This window comes from Miniimonas arenae, from assembly GCF_006351005.1.
GTDB classification, from domain to species: Bacteria; Actinomycetota; Actinomycetes; order Actinomycetales; family Beutenbergiaceae; genus Miniimonas; species Miniimonas arenae.
This window is the reverse complement of sequence record NZ_VENP01000020.1, coordinates 38015-57666: the sequence shown is the minus strand read 5'-3', so window position 1 is coordinate 57666 and position 19652 is coordinate 38015. Positions and strand designations below refer to the sequence as shown.

Here is a 19652-nt window from a genome sequence, read left to right as displayed (position 1 = left end):
CATGGCTCCTCAGACCGACCGCGTTGGGCACGATGACCGTGGGCCACGAGGTCGTCCGGCAGTCCGCCGGCACGGCGGCGCCGTTCCGGCTGTTCCACCACCACCTCACGATCGAGCCGCCGCGCGGGTCAGCGGTCGCGGGTCGCAGCGACGACGGCGCCGAGAACGGCCTGCAGCGCGGGCGAACCCGCCATGCTGCGCCGGTGCACGGCGGCGACGTCGCGCGTCGAGGCGGGCTGCGCCGTCGGGACCGCGACCAGGCCCTCCCCGAGCGGACCGCGGCCCAGCCGTGGGACGAGCGCGACGCCGAGGCCCGCGCGCACGAGCTCGAGGTGGCTCGCGAACTCCATCGACTCGTGCACGACCCGCGGCGCGTTCGCGACGCCGTCGAAGAGCCGGCGCAGCCACTGGCGGCAGATCGTCGAGTCGAACGTCGCGATCCAGTCCTCGTCCGCCAGATCGGCCGGCGTCAATGCAGCACGGCCGGCGAGCCGGTGCCCCGCCGGCAGCACGACGTCCGCGACGTCCGTGAACAGCGGCGTCGCGACGAGGTCGTCCGGCATCGCGAGCGCCACCCCGCCCCACCGGTGCACGATCCCGAGGTCCCGCTGCCCGGAGGCGACGAGCGCGATCGTCTCCCACGGCTCGCTCTCGCGGACCGGCGTGCGCAGCCCGGGGTGGCGCGCCCTCAGGGCGGGGAGCGCCTCGACGAGCACGCCGCGGACCACCGTGGAGAACGCCCCGATCCGGACCTCGCCCGTGAGCGGGCGGACGGGTGCACCGCCCGGCGCCATGCCGACTCCCGCGCCGACCTCCGCGCCGACCTCCGCGCCGGCCGCGAGCTGCAGGTCGGCCTCGATCCGTTCGAGATCGGCGAGCACCACGGCCGACGCCGCGACCAGGTGCTGGCCCGCGTCCGTGAGCACCACCCCGCGCCCCGCGCGCTCGAGCAGCGCGACGCCGACGTTCCGCTCCAGCCGCTTGACCTGCTGCGACACCGCCGACGGCGTGTACCCGAGCGCATCGGCCGCGCCGGCCACGCTCCCCCGGGTCGCCACCGCGCGCAGCGCCACCACGCCCTCGAGATCGATCATGAAGCAACGCTACCGAGTGAATGCACGAAATGATCGCTGGTGCTACCGGGTGCAGGGTGGTCGGCTGGGCGCGTGAATCGACGCGACATGCAGCTCGCCGCCCTCGTGGCCACCCTGTGGGGGTTCAACTTCGTCGTCATCGACTGGGGGCTCGAGGGCATCCCGCCGCTGCTGTTCGTGGCGGTGCGGTTCGCCGTCGTCGGCCTCGCCGCGCTCGTCGTGCCACGCCCGACGGCGAGCCGGCGCACCGTCGTCGGCGTGGGGACGTTCATGTGTCTGGGTCAGTTCGGGCTGCTGTACTCCTCAATGGCGCTCGGCCTGCAACCCGGGCTCGCGGCGCTCCTGCTGCAGGCGCAGGTCGTGGCGACGATCACCGTCGCCGCGCTCGTCCTGCGCGAGCGGCCGACCCGGGCGCAGCTCCTCGGCGTCATCCTCGGCACGGCCGGCCTGGCGATCGTCGCGCTCGGGCGAGGCGGCAGCGCACCGGCGCTCGCCGTCGTGCTCTGCCTGCTCGCGGCGCTGTCGTGGGCGATCGGGAACGTCATCGCGCGGCGGGCGGGGCACGTCGCGCCGGACCGGCGCGGCGGCGCCCTCTCACTCACCGTCTGGTCGGCGCTCGTGGTGCCGCTGCCGGCCCTGGGGCTCGCGCTCGCCGTCGAGGGCCCCGACGCCGTGACCGCCGGACTCGGCGCGCTCGTGGGTTGGCGGCCCGTGCTGTCGACGCTCTACACGGCCGGGCTGTGCACGCTCGTGGGGTACGCGGTGTTCAACGCGCTCCTCGCGCGGAACGCGTCGGCATCGGTGGTGCCGTGGGTGCTGCTCGCGCCGGTGGTCGCGATGGCGTCGGCCGCCGCGCTGCTCAGGCAGGTGCCGAACGCGGCCGAGGTGATCGGCGGGGCGACCCTCGTGGCGGGGGTGCTGGTGGCGTCGGTGCGGTGGACCGTCCGCGGGGCGCCGCGGCTACGGTCGGCGGGCGAGCCAGAGAGTGCGGCCGCTGGTCAGCTCGAGGTCGGCGACGGCGAGCGGGCCGCGTCCGGCGGCGCCGTCGGCCAGGACCGCGTCGAGGTCCGCGACGAGACGGTCCCGCTCGGCGGGCTCGGCCAGCGCTGAGGCGTGCCGACGCAGGCGGGTGAGCCACGCCGTCGCCCACGCGCGGGCAAGCTCGGGCGACGGGCTGGTGTCGAGGATCGAGCGCTGCTCGAGGAGCTCGAAACCAGCCCCGCGCAGCGTCGGCGCCCAGTCCGGGTGCGAGCTCCAACCGACGCTGAGCGCCGCGAGCCGCTCGGACAGCCCGTCGGGGCCGGTGCCGGCCGGGAGGGGCTGGGGCAGGTCGTCCATCTCGAGCACCGCGAGCAGGCCGCCGGGGCGGAGCGCGGCGTGGACGCGCGCGAGCAGCGCCGCCGGGTCGGCCGCGTGGTGCAGCGTGCCGGAGGACCACATGACGTCCGCGGGTGCGGGCAGGGGCGGCTCGTCGGCGTCGAAGTCGCCTCGCTGCGCGACCACCCGCGCACCCAGACCGCGCTCGGTCGCCCGCTGCGCGACCGTCGCGAGCATCGCGGGATCGACGTCGACGGCGTGCACGGTCGCCTCGGGCATCGCCTCCGCCAGGGCGAACGTGCCGGCGCCGGTGCCCGCGCCGAGGTCGACGACGGTGCGGGCGTCCGGCGCGAGGCGGGCGAGATTGGCGGCGACCGACTCGAGGTAGCCGCCCATGGCGGCCGCGTCGAGGTCGAGCATCTCGGCGAGGGCGTCGGGGGCGGCGCCCGCGGCGTGCGCGTGGCCGGTGTTCCCGCCGACGGCGTGCCCGTGGCCGCCGTGCCCGGCGCCGGAGTGTCCGTGGCCGTCGTGCCCGCCGACGGCGTGTCCGTGGCCGTCCGGGCCGTGCTCGCCGTCGGCGCTGTGGTCGCCGTCGGCGCTGCGGTCGCCGTCCGGGCCGTGCTCGCCGTCGGCGCTGTGGTCGCCGTGTCCGTCGTGTGGCATGCCGCGACGCTAGCGCGGCCAGGTGGCCGGGCGGCCGGGCGGCCGGGCGGGCGGCTGGGCGGCCGGGCGGCTGAGCAGCCGAGCAGCCGAGCAGGCAGCGGGCGCAGCGCGTCTGCCGCACGATCCGACCCGAGGCCGTCACAGCGCTGTGACCGGGCCAACCTCCCCGAAGCGCGTCTGGCAACCGCTGCAAGCCGCAAGATAGCGCGGAAAATGGGCCCGGGCGGAGAGAAGCGGGCTCGCGGGCGCCGACGCTGCACAGCCACAGCGCTGTGGCTCTGTAGTGTCGGCGCACCTTCGCCAGGGCGCACGGCGACGTCGCCCACGAGCACCGGTTCATCCGCAGAATCACGGGGAAGACGCGCGCGAAGGCGCCGGTTGGCCCCGGCCGGGCGAGTCCGAGCAGGACCAAGGTCGAGCTCGACGGAGCCACAGCGCTGTCAGCGGCGCGGAAATCCTCTCGCGACGCGGGACTCCCGCGAGGAGCATCGTGGCCATGACCCCGACCGCCGACCCGACCGCCGACCCGCCCGCCGACCCACCGCCCCCCGCGCTCCCCGACCACCCCCTGCTCACCATCGAGCGGCGCGATGCCCTCGCCACCGCCCTGCGCGAGGCGGCGGAGGAGCCGAGCGCCGGCGTCGTGCGCATCGACGAGGAGGGCGAGACCGTCCTCGAGCACGCGTGGGGCCTGGCCGACCGCCGCCACAGGATCGCGATGACGCCGGAGCACCGGATCGCCGTCGCGAGCGGGGCCAAGGGGTTCACCGCCCTCACCGTGATGAGCCTCGTCGCCGACGGCACCCTGACCCTCGACACGACGGCGCGCTCCCTCCTCTGTGACGACCTTCCGCTGATCGGCGAAGACGTCACGATCGAGCACCTGCTCGCCCACCGCTCCGGCATCGGGGACTACCTCGACGACGACGCGGACTCCGCCGAGTACCTCCTGCCCGGCGCGATGAGCGGCTACGTCGACGCCGAGGACTACCTTGACGTGCTCGGCGGGCACGACCCCGTGTTCGCCGCGGGGACCGACTTCCTGTACTGCAACGGCGGCTTCGTGGTGCTCGCGATCCTGGCGCAGCGCGCCTCGGGCGTGCCGTTCCACGACCTCGTGCGCACGCGCGTGATCGAGCCCGCCGGGCTCACCGCGACGGCCTATCTCCGCAGCGACGCGCTGCCCGGCGACGCCGCCGTCGGCTACGTCAGGGTCGACGGCGTGTGGCGCACCAACGTGCACCACCTCCCCGTGATCGGTGGGGGCGACGGCGGGATCTGGACCACGGCGGCCGACCTCGTGACGTTCTGGGACGCCCTGCTCGACGCGCGGATCGTCCCGCGCGAGCTCGTCGACGACATGCTGCGCGAGCGCTCCGCGGCGTCCGAGGACGAGAACGCCTACGGCCTCGGCTTCTGGCTCCCCGCTCCGGGGGTGGTGGAGCTCGAGGGGATGGACGCGGGCTCGTCGTTCGTGTCCCGCCACGAGATCGCGACGGGCCGCACGGCGAGCGTGCTGACGACGACGGCGGACGCGGCGTGGGAGGTGGCGCGTGCGATCCGTTAGGGCGCCACTGCGTGCGGACCCGCCTGGCCCACCGCCGCCCGGCGCCGGCGCACGCCGCACCCACCGCGACGTCCGAATCCCGCTAGTGCTCCGCCGTCGGGCACCGCAGACTGGTGACCGTGCACCTCCCCCTCGACCCCACGTCCGCGTACGGCGCCGTCGCCGGCCGCGACGCCCGCTGGGACGGTCGGCTGTACCTGGGCGTGGTGACGACGGGGATCTACTGCCGGCCGTCGTGCCCGGCGCGGACCCCGCGGCCGGAGAACTGCCAGTACTTCCCGACGGTCGCGGCGGCGGTCGCGGCCGGGTTCCGGGCGTGCCGGCGCTGCCGCCCCGACTCGCTGCCGGGCAGCCGGCATTGGGACGCGCGCGGCGACCTCGTCTCCCGCGCCGTCCAGCTGATCTCGGGCGGTGCGCTCGACGACGGTGGGGTCCCCGGCCTGGCCCGACGCCTCGCGGTCTCCGAGCGCCACCTCACCCGGATGCTCGTCGCAGAGGTCGGCGCGGGGCCGCTCGCGCTCGGCCGGACGCGCCGCGCGCACACGGCCCGGCTCCTCATCGAGCAGACGACGATGCCGCTGGCCGACGTCGCGTTCGCGGCCGGGTTCGGCTCGATCCGGCAGTTCAACGACGTCATGCGGGCCGAGTTCGGCTGTGCACCGCGCACGTTTCGCAGGCCGCAGGCCGTGGCAGGGAGCGGGCGCTCGCCGTCGGGCAGGGCGGTGGGCGCCGCCGTCGACCCGGGCGACCGCGTGGGCGTCGGCCCCGCCTCCCTCGTGCTGCGCCTCGCGTACCGACCGCCGCTCGCGCTCGTGCCGCTGCGGCGCACGCTGACGGCGCACGCCGTCGCCGGCGTCGAGGCCTTGGTGGGCACCGCCCACTGGCGGGTGGTCGACGCGCCGGGTGGGCCCGCCGTCGTGCGGCTGTCGCTCACCGGCGGCGAGGACGCGCCGGACACCCCCGGCACGCGGGACGCTGCCGCGCACCACGCGCGCGACCTGCCGCACCACCTCACCGTCACCGTGCGGCCGGCCGACCTCGCGGACCTCATGCTCGTCGTCGCGCGGGTGCGGCGCTGGCTCGACCTCGACGCCGACCCCGTGCAGGTCGGCGAGCACCTGCGGGACGCGCCGCTCGTCGGCGACCTCGTCGCGCGGCGGCCGGGCCTGCGCGTCCCGGGCGTTCCCGACGGCGCCGAGCTCGCCGTCTGCGCGGTGCTGGGGCAGCAGGTGTCGCTCGCCGTCGCGCGGACGTTCCAGGGCCGCATCGCGCGGGCGTTCGGGACGCCGGTCACGGGGGGTGGCCCAGCGGACGTTGCGGCCGAGCGCGCGGCGCAGGGCGCGGCGAGCGAGCACGCGCAGGCGCACGACGGCGAGCGTCCGCCCACGGACCTCGTCACCTTCCCGAGGGCGAGCGTCCTTGCGGAGGCCGGGCCGCAGGCGATCCGCGACGCCGCGAACCTCACGCAGGCGCGGGCCCGGGCCGTGCACGCCGTCGCGACGGCGCTGGCCGACGGGCTGACGCTCGAGCCGGGGGTCGACGTCGCGGCGACGCGCTCGGCGCTGCTCGCGCTGCCCGGGATCGGGCCGTGGACCACCGACTACCTCACGCTGCGGGCGCTGCGCGACCCGGACGCGTTCATGCCGAGCGACCTCGTGCTGCGCAAGGCGCTCGCCGCGCGGACCGGGGTCGAGCTCGGGAAGGTGACGTCCGCCGTCGCCGAGGGGCTCTCCGCGCCGTGGCGGCCGTGGCGCTCCTACGCGTTGCAGCACCTGTGGACGGCGGAGGTCTACGCGTGAGCGCGACGGAGAACCTCTCGCGAAAGGACGGAGAACCTCTCGCGAAAGGACGAAGAACCTCTCGCGAAAGGACGAACATCACCTCGCGAAACTACGGACTTCCTCTCGCAGACCTCGGAAACCCTCTCGCAGGCTTCAGAAACCCTCTCGCAGACCTCAGAAACCCTCTCGCAGACCTCGGAAACCCTCTCGGAGACAACCATGACCACGACGACGGCCCCACCCGCCCCAGCGTCGGCGACGACCACCCAGCCGCTGCTCCTCATGACCCTGCCCACGCCGGCCGGGCCCGCACACGCCGTCGTGACGCCCGAGGACGGCGTGCTGCACCTGTTCGGCTGGCATGACCCGGTCGACAACCTGCCGCGCCTCGCACCGCACCTGCGCGACCGCGGCGTGCAGACCGCGACCGGGCCGGAGCGGGTGCGCGACGCCGTCGCACGCTACGGCGACGGCGAGCTGGCCGCCCTGGACGAACTCGCCGTCGGGCAGCCCGGCGGCGCGTTCTTCCAGGCCGCGTGGCTCGCGATGCGGCGCATCGCGCCCGGACACCCCGTCACCTACACGACGCTCGCCGCCGACGCCGGGCGCCCCGCGGCCGTCCGGGCGGCCGCGAGCGCGTGCGCGCGCAACCTCGTCGCGCTCGTCGTCCCGTGCCACCGGGTGGTCCGGACCGACGGCGGGCTCGGCGGCTTCTACTACGGACTCGACGTCAAGCGCGCGCTGCAGGCGCACGAGGCGCGCTTCGCCTGAGCAGGCGGGCGACACCGCCGGCCGAGCCCGTCCCGACGCTCGCGAAACCGCCGCCCCCAAGGCCCGCCGCGGGCTGGCACGCTAGCCCCATGACGGGGAGCAGGGGCGAGGCACGTCCCGCGCGCGACCGGCCGCGTCCGTCGCACCTGCCGCTCTCGGCACACCACCTCTCGCCCGTCGTGCGCGAGGCGCGGCCGCTCGCCGTCGACCTGTGGGACGCCGTCGCGTCGCTCGCCGCGACCGTCCTCGGCCTGTCCGTGGCCATCGCGCTGCTCGACCCGATCAGCGTGACGTCGCTGTGGTCGATCCCGCTCGCGGCGCTCGTCGTCTCGCTCGTCACGTGGGTCGTGGCCGCTCCCCTGCGCATGGTCGCCGACCGCCTCGGCGGCATCGTCGCGTTCGTGCTCGGCCTCGCCGCCCAGATCACCGCGATGTGGGCGGCCCTGCGCTGGCTGCCGGGGCTCGTCGTGACGAGCTGGTGGGCCGCCGCGCTCGCGCTCCTCATCACGGCGCTGGTGGTGGCCGCCACGTCGTGGGTGGCCGGGGGCAGCGACGCGGGCTACGTCGTCGGCGACGTGCTGTGGCGCGGTCGACGGCGAGCCGCCCAGCGCCGCCGCGCCGACCGGGCCGGCACGCCCCTGCCCGACGACCGCGAGCCCGGCCTCCTCCTCGTGATCCTCGACGGCGTCGCCGAACCCGTGCTGCGCACCGCCGTCGAGGCCGGCATGGTGCCGACGATCTCGCGCTGGCTCACCGACGGCTCCTACCGGCTGGAGTCCTGGTGGGCGCAGGTGCCCAGCACCACTCCGGCCTCGACGGCCGGCCTCCTGCACGGCGCCGCCGACCACATCCCCGCGTTCCGCTGGTGGGACGAGGCGCAGGCGCGTCTCGTCGTGGCGAACCACCCGCGCGACGCGGCGGCGATCGAGTCGGCGATGTCCGACGGCGAGGGCCTCCTCGCGCACGGCGGCGCCGCCATCGGCACGATGTTCTCAGGCGACGCCCCGGCGACCCGCCTCGTGATGAGCCGCCCCGTCGGCGCGACCGGGCGGCGTGACGGCGGCGTGTACGTGCGGTTCTTCCTCCAGCCTCTCGTGTTCGCGCGCACCCTGGTCCTGACGATCGGTGAGATGGTCAAGGAGCTGTACCAGGCGCGGCTCGCGCGGCTGCGCGGCGTCGAGCCGCGGATCTCCCGCGGCGGTTGGTACGTCGTGCTGCGCGCCATCAGCAACGTCACGCTCCGCGGTCTCAACACCGCGCTCGTCGCCGAGCACATGGAGCGCGGCACCCCGACGATCGCCGTGGACTACGTCGACTACGACGAGATCGCGCACCACGCCGGGCCGCTGCGGGCGGAGTCGCTGCGCTCGCTCGAGGGTCTGGACGCGGTGCTGCGGGCGCTCGAGACGGTGAACGAGGTCGCGCGCCGGCGCTATCGCATCGTGTGCGTGTCCGACCACGGCCAGGCGCTCGGCCCCACGTTCGAGCAGGTCGCGGGCGTCAGCCTGGAGCACCTCGTCACGACGCTGATGGGCAAGGACCCGCGCAGCGCGCTCGCCTCCGGGGGCGGTGAGGAGTGGGGGCCGGTGAACGCACTGCTCAACGAGCTCGTCCGACCGATCCGCAGCCCCCGCAGCCCCCGGGCGGCGCGCGGCTCGGGCTCGCGCGGATCGCGCGGCTCAGGCGGCTCAGGCGGCTCACGGGCAGCAGACGACGCCCGCACGGCGGGCGTCACCGTGACGGGGCCCGAGCGTGAGCAGGTCGGCCTCGCGCCGGGGACGGCCGCGGAGGACTCGGTTGCCGTCATCGCGTCGGGCAACCTCGGCCTCGTCTGGTTCACCGGCCGCCCCGGACGTCTCACGCTCGCCCAGACGCAGGAGGCGTGGCCCGACCTCGTCGCCGGGCTCGCGACCCACCCCGCGATCGCCGTGGTGGTGGTCGACTCGGCGCAGGGACTGCTCGCCGTCGGGCCCGCGGGGCTGCGCCTGCTCGAGCCCGAGCGTGCGGCCGGCCGTTCAGCCGACCCCGCGTCCGGGGGCGACCCCGGCCGCGCGCTCGTCGAGGGCGAGGACCCGCTCGCCGCGTTCGAGGACCCGGACGCCGCGGCCCGTGACCTCGCCCGCGCCGGGCGCCTGCCGCACACCGGCGACCTCCTGCTGGTCTCCACCGTCCGGGACGGCCGGGTGTGCGCGTTCGAGCACCAGGTCGGCTCGCACGGCGGCCTCGGCGGGGACCAGAACCACGCGCTGCTGCTGCACCCCACGTCGCTCACGCGGCCGGACGACGCCGAGCCGCTCGTCGGCGCGAACGCGGTGTTCCACCAGCTGGTGGCGTGGCAGCGCGAGCTGGGGCTGCGACCGTGAGCGCGACGCCGCCGCCGGCCCGTCGTCGCGAGCGGCCGGAGCCGCCGCACCGGCGCGGGGCGCCGGTGCCGCCGGTCCGGCCCGAGAGGCTCGAGCCGCCGGCGCGCCCCGACGCCCTCGCCTGGCTCGGGCACGCGACGTGCGTGCTCGACGTCGGCGGCGTCCGGCTGGTCACCGACCCGCTGCTCGGCGCGCACGCCGGGATGCTGCGGCGGCTCGGCGGGATCGCGCCGTCGGCGGAGGACTGGTCGGGCGCGGACGCCGTGCTCGTCTCCCACCTGCACCACGACCACGCGCACGTGGCCTCGCTGAGGTCGACGCACGCCGTCGTGCTCTCCGCTCCGGCGAACGCGCGGTGGCTCGGCCAGCGCGGGCTGCCGACGCGCGGCCTCGGGCCCGAGGAGTGGTGGCGGCCGTCGTGGGCGCCGCAGGTCGCGGTGCGGGCGGTGCACGCGGTGCATGGGCACCGGCCGATGCCGCACCGGCCGAACGCAACGGTGGGGTTCCTCGTCGTACGCGACGCGCCCGGCGATGACGACGCCGCGAAAGGTGGCTCGGCGTCGGGCACGAACGCGCCTGGCGCGGGCTCGCCGTCGGGCGCGTCGGGCGCGTCGGCCGACGGCGCGCTGCGGATCTGGTTCGCGGGCGACACCGAGCTGTACCCCGAGATGGCCCACCTGCCCGACGTGGCGGGCGGCCCGATCGACCTCGCGCTCGTGCCGATCGGCGGCTGGGGGCCGCGGCTGTCCGGCGGCCACATGGACCCGACACAGGCCGCGCACGCGTGCGCGCTGGTCGGTGCGCGCCGCGCGGTGCCCGTGCACTGGGGCACGCTGCACGCACCGCTCGGGCGAAACCTCCCGCGGGGGTGGATGGAGCACGGCGGAGCCGCGTTCGAGGCCGCGGTGCGACGCGAGGCGCCGGACTGCGAGCCGGTGGTCCTCGCGCCGGGCGAGCGCCTCGCGCTCTAGCGGCCGCCGCGCCCGCGCGTTCTCGTGACGCCGCAGCGAGTCGCTCTCCCGTCAGCCGTGACGCCGCAGCGACTCGGCGTGACACCACAGCGACCGAGACGCCCCGCGACGGCCTCACCCGGCGCATCGCCGCAGGTCAGCGCCTTGCGACCAGCTGAGAGGCTGCGACGAGTCGCTCTCCCGTCACGACGAGTCGCTCTCCCGTCAGCCGTGACGCCGCGGCGACTCGTCCGCGCCGGCGGCGCCGCAGCGCTGCCGCGCCCCGCTCACACGGCGACGACGTGCAGCAGCACCGAGTGCTCGGGGTGCTGCAGCGGCGCCTGCACCCCCACCTCGGCCAGCACCCGGCCGCTCAGCGTGACGCCCTCGGCCCACCACGCGGGCTGCCACAGGGGCCCGGGAGACACGATCGTGTCCCCCGGCGGCAGCGGGGTCACGCGGTAGGCGCGCCCGGCGACCAGCCCCGGCAGTCGCACCCGGCCCGACGGCGAGCTCACCCCCGTGGTCCGCTGCACGATCGCGAAGATCGCCTCCCCGCCGTCGTGCGCCACCACGCCGTGCACCCGCAGCGCGGGATCGGGGTCGTCCGCCCGGACGACGCGGCCGCGGTGCAGCAGGTGCCGGTGCTCGCGGTAGGCGGCCACCCACCGGGCGAGCTCGTCGAGCTCGGTCTCGCTCGCCGTCGTGAGGTCCCACTCCACGCCGAGGTGACCGAACAGCGCCGTCGCGGCGCGGAAGCCCAGGTCGTGGCGCCGGCCCGTGGTGTGCGAGTGCGGCGAGGCGACGTGCGAGCCCATGAGCTCCGGCGGCACGAGCAGCCCGGTCCCGGCCTCGATCATCTGGCGCTCGAGCGGGTCGATGCAGTCCGAGGCCCAGATCCGGTCCGTCAGCGCGAGGATCCCGAGGTCGGCGCGCCCGCCGCCGCTCGAGCACGACTCGAACTCGACGTCCGGGTGCGCCACACGCAGCGCCGCGAGCAGGCGGTAGGTCGCGAGCGTCTGCTCGTGCACGCCCGCGGTGCCGGTCGCCTGACGCCCGGCGTCGAGCAGGTCGCGGTTGAAGTCCCACTTCACGAAGGAGATCGCGTACTCCGACAGGATCGCGTCCATGCGCTCGAGGACGTACTGCCACGCCTGCGGCACCGTGAGGTCGAGGACCTGCTGGCGGCGGTACTCCAGCGGCATCCGGTCCGGCACGCGCAGGATCCACTCGGGGTGCGCGCGGGCGAGGTCGGAGTCGGGGTTGACCATCTCCGGCTCGAACCAGAGACCGAACTCCAGCCCGAGACCCGTGACGTGATCCACGAGCGGCGTGAGGCCGTCGGGCCACACCGTCTCGTCGACGTACCAATCGCCGAGGCCCGCGGTGTCGGTGCGGCGGTGCCGGAACCAGCCGTCGTCGAGCACGTAGCGCTCCAGGCCCACGCGCGCCGCGGCGTCCGCGAGCGCCGTGAGCCGGTCCAGCCGGTGGTCGAAGTACACCGCTTCCCACACGTTGATGAGCGCCTTGCGCGGGGTCTGCGGGTGGGTGGGCCGCGAGCGCAGGAAGTCGTGGAAGCGCGCCGAGAGCGCATCGAGCCCGTCGCCGTAGGAGAAGTAGACCCACGGGCTCTCGTACCTCTCGCCGTTCGCCAGCCTGACCTCGCCCGCGAGCAGCAGCTCCCCGCCACCGAGCGTCGCGAGCCCCTCCGGCATCTCGCGCTCCACCAGCGTGCGCGTGTTGCCCGACCACGCCACGTGCGTGCCCCACACCTGCCCGTGCCGGTGCGCGAAGCCCGCCTCGCCCGCGAGCATGAGCAGCGTCCCGTCCAGCGTCCGGGCGCGACGCGTCTCCCGCAGGTGCAGCCCCGCGACCAGCGGGTGGCGCTGCGGGCTGCGCTCGCGCATGTGCCGCCCCGTGAAGTCGAGGATCTCGGTCGCCTCGCGCGGCAGCGGCAGCAGCGCGTCCACGCCCCCGACGGCGAAGCTCCCCTCGCGCGTGCTCGTCACCGTGGTCCTCGTCCGCACCAGGCCGCCGACGGCGAGCTCGAGCCGCCAGGTCAGCGCCAGCCCCGCGGCGTCGTCCGCCGCGGACACGGTGACCGCACCGGCGAGGGGGGCTGCGCCGTCGGGCGAGGTGAGGTGGACGGGCGTGTCGGCGACGACGGGTGCCGTGTCGTGGACGTCGACCGACGTGACGCGGAACGCCGTGGAGAACGCGCGACCGTCGCGGTGGCCGGTGACGCCGGGCGTGCCGAACCAGCCGGCCGACTGCTCGGGCAGCACGCTGAGGAGCACGCCGGAGTCCGGCGAGCTGCTGGTGACGGGGCGGACCGAGGCGCGGACGAGCTCGGCGACGGCGTGGTCGTCGAGCTCGCCGAGGTCGCGTCCCCAGTGCAGCACGCGGGGCAGGTGGGGGCCGGTGGTGTCGAGCAGCAGGCTCACGCCGGCGGAGCGCAGGTACGCGTACATGGTCGTCCTCGATCGGGGCGTGGGACTGGGGCTGGCTGGTGCTCGGTCGGGCGCTCGTGCTCGGCTCGGACGTGGCCGTGACTCGGACGGCGCTCGGGCTCGGGCGTGGTGACGTCGACATGTGACCCTACCGGCCCGGCCCGGGCCTGTCCGGAGCGCGAGCGCCGTGCGGGCGCCGTGCCTGCGCCGGGCGGGTCGCGGACGCGGTCGACCCCCACATACGCACCAACGGAGTCCCAACCGAGATGTAGACGAATGTTTCTAGTGTGTTAACGCGCACGCTGGCTACGGTTCTCGAGTCCGGAAATGGAAGCGCTCTCACCGCGGAGGGGCGCCCATCCCCGGGCCGGCCACGACTCCGACGTCAGGCGATGCCCCCTGCCCTGACGCGGGTCGGACCGACCGAGCAGCGCGGTCCGCCGCGCCCGTCGAGAGGAGCACCCGGTGCCTGACACACCCCGCCCCCAGCCCCGCCCCACGCCCGACAGCATCGACACCCCGGCGACCACAGCCACGAAGCCCGCCGGCGACGCCGGCGCCACCGGCCGACCCGCTGGTCGACCCCTTGGCCGACCCGCGCGCCCCACGCCGCGACCGGCCCGGGCGAGCCTCACCGGGGTGGCGGCGCTCGCCGTCGCCGGCCTGGTCGCGGGCGGCCTCGCCGTCGGTGCCGCCGCGGCGCCCGAGACGCAGCACGCCCCCAGCGCCCCTGGCGCCCCTGGCGTCGCGGCCGCGGCCCTCACCGCGGCGGACCTGCCCGAGCTGCCCACCCGCGTGCCGCAGACCCCGCGCGTCGACGACGGCGTCGCACCGCCCACGAACTCGTGGATCTCCGGCGCCGTGTACGACATGGCCGACGTCGACGCGCCGACGTGGGTCGGCGGCGGGCTGGCGTTCCGCGCGCACGACACGAGCGTCGGCGTCGCCGTCCCGGACGTCACCGGGTATGGCGACTTCGCGATCATGCAGACCTGGGAGAACCGGGCCACGCCCGAGGACCCGGAGTCGCAGGTGATCGAGCTCGCCCCGCCCGGCGCGGTCACCTACCGCCTGTCCGCCTGGGACGACATCTCCGCGGACCTCACCTGGTACGCCGCCGACGGCACCGCCGTCGGCACGCTGCGCGCCGTCGAGGGCTGGCCCTACGTCCAGTACACGGCGGCCACGGACCAGACGCTCGGCGTGAACCGCGAGCTCGCGGCGAGCTCCACGCCGTCGCGCTACACCTGGACCGGCGCGACGGGTCAGGAGCTCAACGTCGTCACGGCGGGTTCGGTCTCCGGCACGGGCGTCGCGCTCGACGCCGGCCAGGCGGTCCACGTGTTCGGCACGCCCCAGGGCGCGACCGCGCAGGACCTCGCGACGCTCGTCGCGGGCGCCGTGGAGGTGAGCGGAACGCACACCGAGTGGTCGGTGAGCGGCGCGGCCGACGGTGGCACGGCGTCGGCCACGTTCGTCCTCGACACCGCGGGCGGGGCGGACACCGTCCTCGCGCAGATGCCGCACCAGGACTACGGCCTGCCCACGCTGACCGGCAGGTGGGAGAACGCCACGGGCTGGGCGACGGGCGCGGTCGGCACGAGCTTCACGACGACGGCCCCGACCTGGGACGTCTCCAGCGCCCTGGACCTGAGCGGACTCAGCGAGGCCGAGCTCTCGCTGCTGCGCGACCAGGTCCGCGCCGACCTGCCGAGCACTCTCACCTTCCCCGAGGACACCTACTTCGGCGGCAAGGCGCTCTACCGCGCCGCGAACCTCTACACGCTCGCGAACCAGCTCGGGCTGACCGACGAGGCCGCGACGATCGCCGAGGCGATGCGCGCGCAGCTCGCGCTGTGGTTCGACCCGGACGGCTGCGCGTCCGCCGTGCCCGCGCAGTGCTTCGGGTACGACGCCGTCAACCACACCGTGGTGCCCGACACCGACGGCTTCTTCGTCTCCTCGATGCTCAACGACCACCACTTCCACTACGGCTACCTGCTCTACGCGGCCGCCGTCCTCGCGCAGGACGACCCGAGCCTCGTAGCGCAGTACGCCCCGGTGGCCGACGTCCTGGCCGCGGACATCGCCGCCGAGCAGACCACGGACGACACGATCCAGCGCCGCAGCTTCGACGACTGGCGCGGGCACTCCTGGGCCAACGGCCTGGGCGGCGGGATGGACGGCAACGACCAGGAGTCGACGTCGGAGGCCATGAACGCGTGGGCCGGCCTCGAGCTGTGGTCACGCGTGCGCGGCGACGAGGCGATGGAGCAGCACGCCCGCTGGCTCTTCGCGTTCGAGGCCGAGACCGCGGCGCAGTACTGGTGGAACCCCTACCGGGGCACGCCGGCCACGAACACCGCACCGATCGCGTCGATGGTGTTCGCCGGCAAGATCACCTACGAGACGTGGTTCTCCCCCGAGGCGAGCGCCAAGACGGCGATCGAGGTCATCCCCATGGGGCCGAGCCAGCTCGCGTTCCTGCACTCCCTCGGCACCGACCGGATCCTCGAGATCGCCGAGCCGCTCTTCGCGGGCGAGTACGCGACCAAGCCGCTCATCGACTGGAACACCGCGCTCCTCGGCCTGGCCGACCCCGACCGCGCCCTCACGATCGCCCAGGGCCTGCCCACGGTCGACGACGGCAACACCCGCGCCTACCTGTACGCGCTGATCCTGTCCGGGAAGGCCCTCCCGAGCGACGGCGGGACCTCGCCGACGCCCAGCCCGTCGCCCTCCCCGACGGCGAGCCCGAGCCCGACGGCGAGCCCGAGCCCGACGGCGAGCCCGAGCCCGACGGCGAGCCCGAGCCCGACGGCGAGCCCCAGCCCGACGGCGAGCCCGAGCCCCAGCCCGACGCCCAGCCCGACGAGCGAGCCCACGCCGTCGGGGCTGGACCCCTTCCAGGCGGTGGCGGTGACGAGCGCGGTCGAGACCCACGGCCTCGTCGTGACCGACGGAGCGGCGAAGGTCGGCAACGGTGACTGGCTCGCCTTCGACGCGGACTTCGGCACCGGCGGCACGCGCGACGTGGTGCTGCGCTACGCGGGCGGGGCGGACGGGGCGATCTCGGGCCTCGTCGAGATCCGGCTCGACTCCCCGACCGCGCCGGTGATCGGTTCCGGTGCGGTGTCACACACCGGCGGCTGGGACGCGTTCCGTGAGGTGCCGTTCAACGTGGACCCGATCCGCGGGGTCCACCGGGTGTACGTGACGTTCACGTCGGGCGTCGGCGAGGACTTCACGCGGGTCGCGAGCCTGCGGTTCCGTCCGTGAGGCCCGACCTGCACTGAGGTCTGAGCCGCCCTCACCCCCACCGGACGGGCGTCGCCCGCGAACCTGCCTCGCGGGCGACGCCACCGGTGCGAGCCGGATCAGCGGGTGGCGGCGCGGATCCGCTTGGCCTCGCGCTTGCGGTCCCACCAACGGGTGAGGATGAGCCAGCCCAGCAGCCACCCGCCCAGGGCGAGGGTGAGCCAGACGACGAGGGTGGCGCCCGCCCAGCCGGCGGCGCCGGTGATCTCGAGCCCGCCGTCGAACAGGCTGGCGATCCAGAGGGCGAGCAGTGTGGAGATGAGTCCCACTCCCCCGAGCACGGCCGACGCGTACTTGCGGGCCATGTTGAAGACGAACGGCGCGAGCACCGCCTGAGCGACGGCCACGATGAGCACGGCCACGACGAAGCCCGAGGCGTGAACGGTGACGTCGTCGAAGAGCGCGTTGGCCAGCAGGAGGCCGAGCGCCGCGAGCACCAGGTTGATGGCGAAGTTCAGCAGAAGGCGGATCATGCCGCGAGTGTGCCACCGCCACCCTGGCGACGCACCGGAACGCGCGCGGCGCTCGAGGCGCAGATGCTGCGCGGATGCTGCGGCCCACGACGACCCGCATCGGACGACCCCGCCCGGCGCAGATCCGCTGTCACGGCAGCTCGCACCCCCGACTCGCGAGCCGTCAGCCGATCCGGCGGACGGGGTTGAGCGATCTCGCGGGGTCCTGCGGCACGAACGCGAGGGTCCGCCCGATCAGTAGCCGAGGAACGTGTCCGTGCGCACCCGGGCGGCGCCGAGCGAGCGTGCCGCGGTCCGCAGGGCGTCCACCGAGGCGGGTGACCCGGACACGAGGACGGTCCGCGCGCCGAGGTCGGGCACGGCACGGCCGAGCACCGCGGCGTCGGTGACGGCGCCCTCGAGCACCTCCCAGCGCCCGTCGAGCCCGACGCCGTCGGGCCCGCCAGCCGTGCCGCCCGAAGCGCTGGCCGCCGTCCCACCCGCCACGCCGCCGGCCGTCCCCGGAGGCACCACGAGCACGAGCCGCACGCCGGCGGGAAGCGCGTCGCCCGCGGAACCGGGCAGCTCGAGGACGTCGGCGCGGGTGCGCACGCCGTGCACGAGCACGACGTCGCGCGCGGCGGCGAGCTCGCCGTCGTGCCCGTGGCGAACGCCCGAGGCGCCGCCGGGCGCCGCACCCGACCCGCGAACCACCCCGTCCAGGTGTGCGAGGAACGGCGTCACGCCGATCCCCGCGCCGACCAGCGCGACCGGGCCGGACGGCAGAAGGAAGTCCCCGCCCACGGACGTGACGCGGAGCTCCTCCCCCGGCGCGAGCGCCGCGAGCGCCCGCTTGACCGGGCTCGGCTCGCTGCCCTCGGCACCGGACAGCCGGGTGACGAGCCGGACGTCGCCCGAGGCGGGGTCGCTCGCGAGGCTGAGCACCCGCCGTCGGCCCCGCGGGTCCCAGCGCGCGGCGGCGCCCGCCTGCGGGACGTCGATCTCCACGTACTGGCCCGGCAGCGCGCGCACGGGCGACGACGGCGCCAGGTGGAGGTCGAGCACGTCACCGGTGAGGGTCGCGCTGCTGAGCCGCAGCCGCACGCCACGGCGCAGCCCGAGGCCGAACGCGACCGCGTTGCCGACGATCAGGGCCAGCTCGGGCGAGAGCCAGCCCCACTCGAGGAAGAGCGGCGCGGCCGCGAGCACCGCCACGAGCGCGCCGACGAGCAGACGCTGAGGGCGCCGCGGCGGGCTTGTGAGGGGTTCGGTGAGCATGAACAGCGCGAGGAACGCCACGGGACTCGCTGTCAGCGCCCACCAGAGCGCGTCGTTCGCAGCCACGCCGAGCGTGAGGTAGCCGACCGCGGTGAGCACGAACGCGGGCACCGCGTAGGCGAGCACGAACGCCACGCGCCGGGTCCGCCACGCGACCACGCCGCCCGCCACCGCGACGGCGGGCAGCAGCGCCGCGGTGCCGACCCACCAGCCGCTCGTCGCGAGCCCGGTCCAGCCCACCACGACGAGCCCGACGGCGGCCGGGTTGAGGACGTGTCGCCCGCGCCACGCGAGGAGGTACTTCGAGGCGCCCGCGGCGGCCCCCGCCACGGCCGCACCCGCGAGCGTGCGCCCGTCGGTGCCGGGCAGGAGGACGAGGGCAAGGATCGCGCCGGTCACGAGGCTGGACGCGACGTGCGGCCGGCTGCGGGTGACAAGGCCGCCGACCCACGTCGCGGCGAGCGTGCCGAGCGTCCCGACGGCGAGCACGGCCACGATCCCGAGCGCCGGGTACCCGAGCGTGCCGGTCGCGGCGAGCACGAGCGCGAGCGCGACGGCGAGCACCACCCCGAGCGCGGCGAGCACCAGGCGGTACATCGAGACGCGGCCGAGGCCGGCGTCGAGGCGGCGCAGGGGTGACAGGGGCCGGGCCGGCGCGAGGGGGCCGGCGGGTGAGGCGGCCGGCGAGGGGGTCGGCCGCGTCATCACAAGATCCTCAGTCGAAGAGGCGCGCGGACCGCAGCGCGGTGGTCGGGGCGGTGTCCAGGCCGGCGGCGCGCACCGGGCCGTGCGGACCCATCGACACGACGGCGTACACGCCGTCGAGCGCGTCGAGCACCGCCTGCGGGGCGAGGAAGAAGGCGGCCGTTGAAGCCGCGTCGGCGAGCATCGCGCTGCGCGCCACGGCCCAGGTGGCCACGATGTCGCGCACCGGCTCGCCGGTCCGCGCGTCGATCACGTGGTGCAGGCCGTCCGCCCAGGCGCGCCGGTTCGTGGCCGAGGCCGCGAGCCCCGCCTCGCCGAGCTCGAGGACGCCGACGGCACGGCTGGGGTCGAAGGGGTGCTCGAGCGCCACGCGCAGCACCTCGTCCCCGACGTGCCGCATGTCACCGCCCGCGTCGACGGTGAAGTCCGCGATCCGTGCGCGGCGCAGGATGCCGGTCACGATGTCGACCAGGCGGCCCTTGCCCACCGCGCCGACGTCGAGGACGGTGCCGCGCGGCAGGGTGAGCAACGCCGTCGTGCCCCGGAACCTGCCCTCCCAGTCGGGGATCGGGTCGGGGGCGCCGGGCGCCTCGGTGAGGCGGTAGGACCGGTCGTAGCCCAGGTGCTCGAGCCGCGCGCCGATGAGCGGGTTCACCGCGCCGTCGGTCGCCGCGGCGAGGCGCGTGTAGAGGCGCATCATGGCCTCGCCGTCGTCGCCGACGGGCACGGTGCCGCCCTCACGGCCGACGACCGAGACGAGCGAGTCCTCCCGGAACCGCGACCACTCGTGGTCGAACTCCTCCACCGCCGCCATGATCCGGGCCTCCACGCCGAGCGGCAGGTCCTCCGGGGTGTCGATGACCCAGCGGGTGCCGATCCCGTCGAACCGCATCCCCGGCCCGCCGTCGGCGGGGATGGCGGCGTAGGAGCCCGGCGAAGTCAC

12 protein-coding genes and 1 pseudogene are annotated in these 19652 nt (G+C 75.8%); 7 read left to right on the top strand and 6 right to left on the bottom strand.

Annotated features, from left to right (window positions below; all coding sequences use genetic code 11):
- Positions 1-128: 128 nt before the first annotated feature.
- Positions 129-1094 carry a LysR family transcriptional regulator gene (locus FH969_RS07125; RefSeq protein ID WP_139986632.1) on the bottom strand — a complete coding sequence of 322 codons (966 nt, stop codon included), beginning with the start codon at positions 1092-1094 and terminating at the stop codon, positions 129-131.
- A 72-nt stretch (positions 1095-1166) separates the two neighbouring features.
- Between FH969_RS07125 and FH969_RS07120 the strand changes: the two genes are divergently transcribed.
- Positions 1167-2204, top strand: coding sequence for an EamA family transporter (locus FH969_RS07120; protein ID WP_218975281.1), 1038 nt, complete (start codon positions 1167-1169; stop codon positions 2202-2204).
- Between the two features lie 225 nt (positions 2205-2429).
- Here FH969_RS07120 and FH969_RS15685 read toward each other — a convergent pair.
- Positions 2430-2807 (bottom strand): annotated as a pseudogene (locus FH969_RS15685) (class I SAM-dependent methyltransferase); the annotation flags it as partial.
- Between the two features lie 763 nt (positions 2808-3570).
- On the opposite strand from FH969_RS15685, the gene FH969_RS07110 reads away from it, so the two are divergent.
- The 5 genes from FH969_RS07110 (at position 3571) to FH969_RS07090 (ending at position 10527) form a co-directional block, all read left to right on the top strand.
- Complete coding sequence (locus FH969_RS07110; RefSeq protein WP_139986631.1) at positions 3571-4641, top strand: serine hydrolase domain-containing protein; 1071 nt, start codon at positions 3571-3573, stop codon at positions 4639-4641.
- A 119-nt stretch (positions 4642-4760) separates the two neighbouring features.
- A complete protein-coding gene (locus FH969_RS07105) occupies positions 4761-6440 on the top strand; it encodes a DNA-3-methyladenine glycosylase 2 family protein (RefSeq protein WP_139986630.1) in 1680 nt (559 codons plus the stop codon).
- Between the two features lie 201 nt (positions 6441-6641).
- Positions 6642-7193, top strand: coding sequence for a methylated-DNA--[protein]-cysteine S-methyltransferase (locus FH969_RS07100; protein WP_246071751.1), 552 nt, complete (start codon positions 6642-6644; stop codon positions 7191-7193).
- Between the two features lie 89 nt (positions 7194-7282).
- A complete protein-coding gene (locus tag FH969_RS15220; RefSeq protein WP_246071750.1) occupies positions 7283-9556 on the top strand; it encodes a phosphodiesterase in 2274 nt (757 codons plus the stop codon).
- A complete protein-coding gene (locus tag FH969_RS07090; protein ID WP_246071749.1) occupies positions 9553-10527 on the top strand; it encodes an MBL fold metallo-hydrolase in 975 nt (324 codons plus the stop codon). Before FH969_RS15220 ends, FH969_RS07090 begins: the two co-directional genes overlap by 4 nt.
- Before the next feature lie 266 nt (positions 10528-10793).
- Here FH969_RS07090 and FH969_RS07085 read toward each other — a convergent pair whose 3' ends face one another.
- The gene (locus tag FH969_RS07085) at positions 10794-12977 is read right to left on the bottom strand and encodes an alpha-galactosidase (RefSeq protein WP_139986629.1); all 2184 of its coding nucleotides are present in this window, start codon (positions 12975-12977) and stop codon (positions 10794-10796) included.
- Between the two features lie 444 nt (positions 12978-13421).
- On the opposite strand from FH969_RS07085, the gene FH969_RS07080 reads away from it, so the two are divergent.
- Complete coding sequence (locus tag FH969_RS07080; RefSeq protein WP_180359712.1) at positions 13422-16235, top strand: glycosyl hydrolase; 2814 nt, start codon at positions 13422-13424, stop codon at positions 16233-16235.
- Positions 16236-16333: 98 nt separating this feature from the next.
- Here FH969_RS07080 and FH969_RS07075 read toward each other — a convergent pair whose 3' ends face one another.
- The 3 genes from FH969_RS07075 to FH969_RS07065 all read right to left on the bottom strand — a co-directional run bounded on the left by FH969_RS07075 (position 16334) and on the right by FH969_RS07065 (position 19652).
- Positions 16334-16747 (bottom strand): phage holin family protein, encoded by a 414-nt coding sequence (locus FH969_RS07075; RefSeq protein ID WP_139986627.1) that lies wholly within the window; start codon positions 16745-16747, stop codon positions 16334-16336.
- 234 nt (positions 16748-16981) lie between these two features.
- Entirely contained in the window at positions 16982-18709 is a 1728-nt protein-coding gene (locus tag FH969_RS07070; RefSeq protein WP_139986626.1) for an FAD-dependent oxidoreductase, read from the bottom strand.
- A 10-nt stretch (positions 18710-18719) separates the two neighbouring features.
- Positions 18720-19652, bottom strand: coding sequence for an FAD:protein FMN transferase (locus FH969_RS07065; RefSeq protein ID WP_180359711.1), 933 nt, complete (start codon positions 19650-19652; stop codon positions 18720-18722).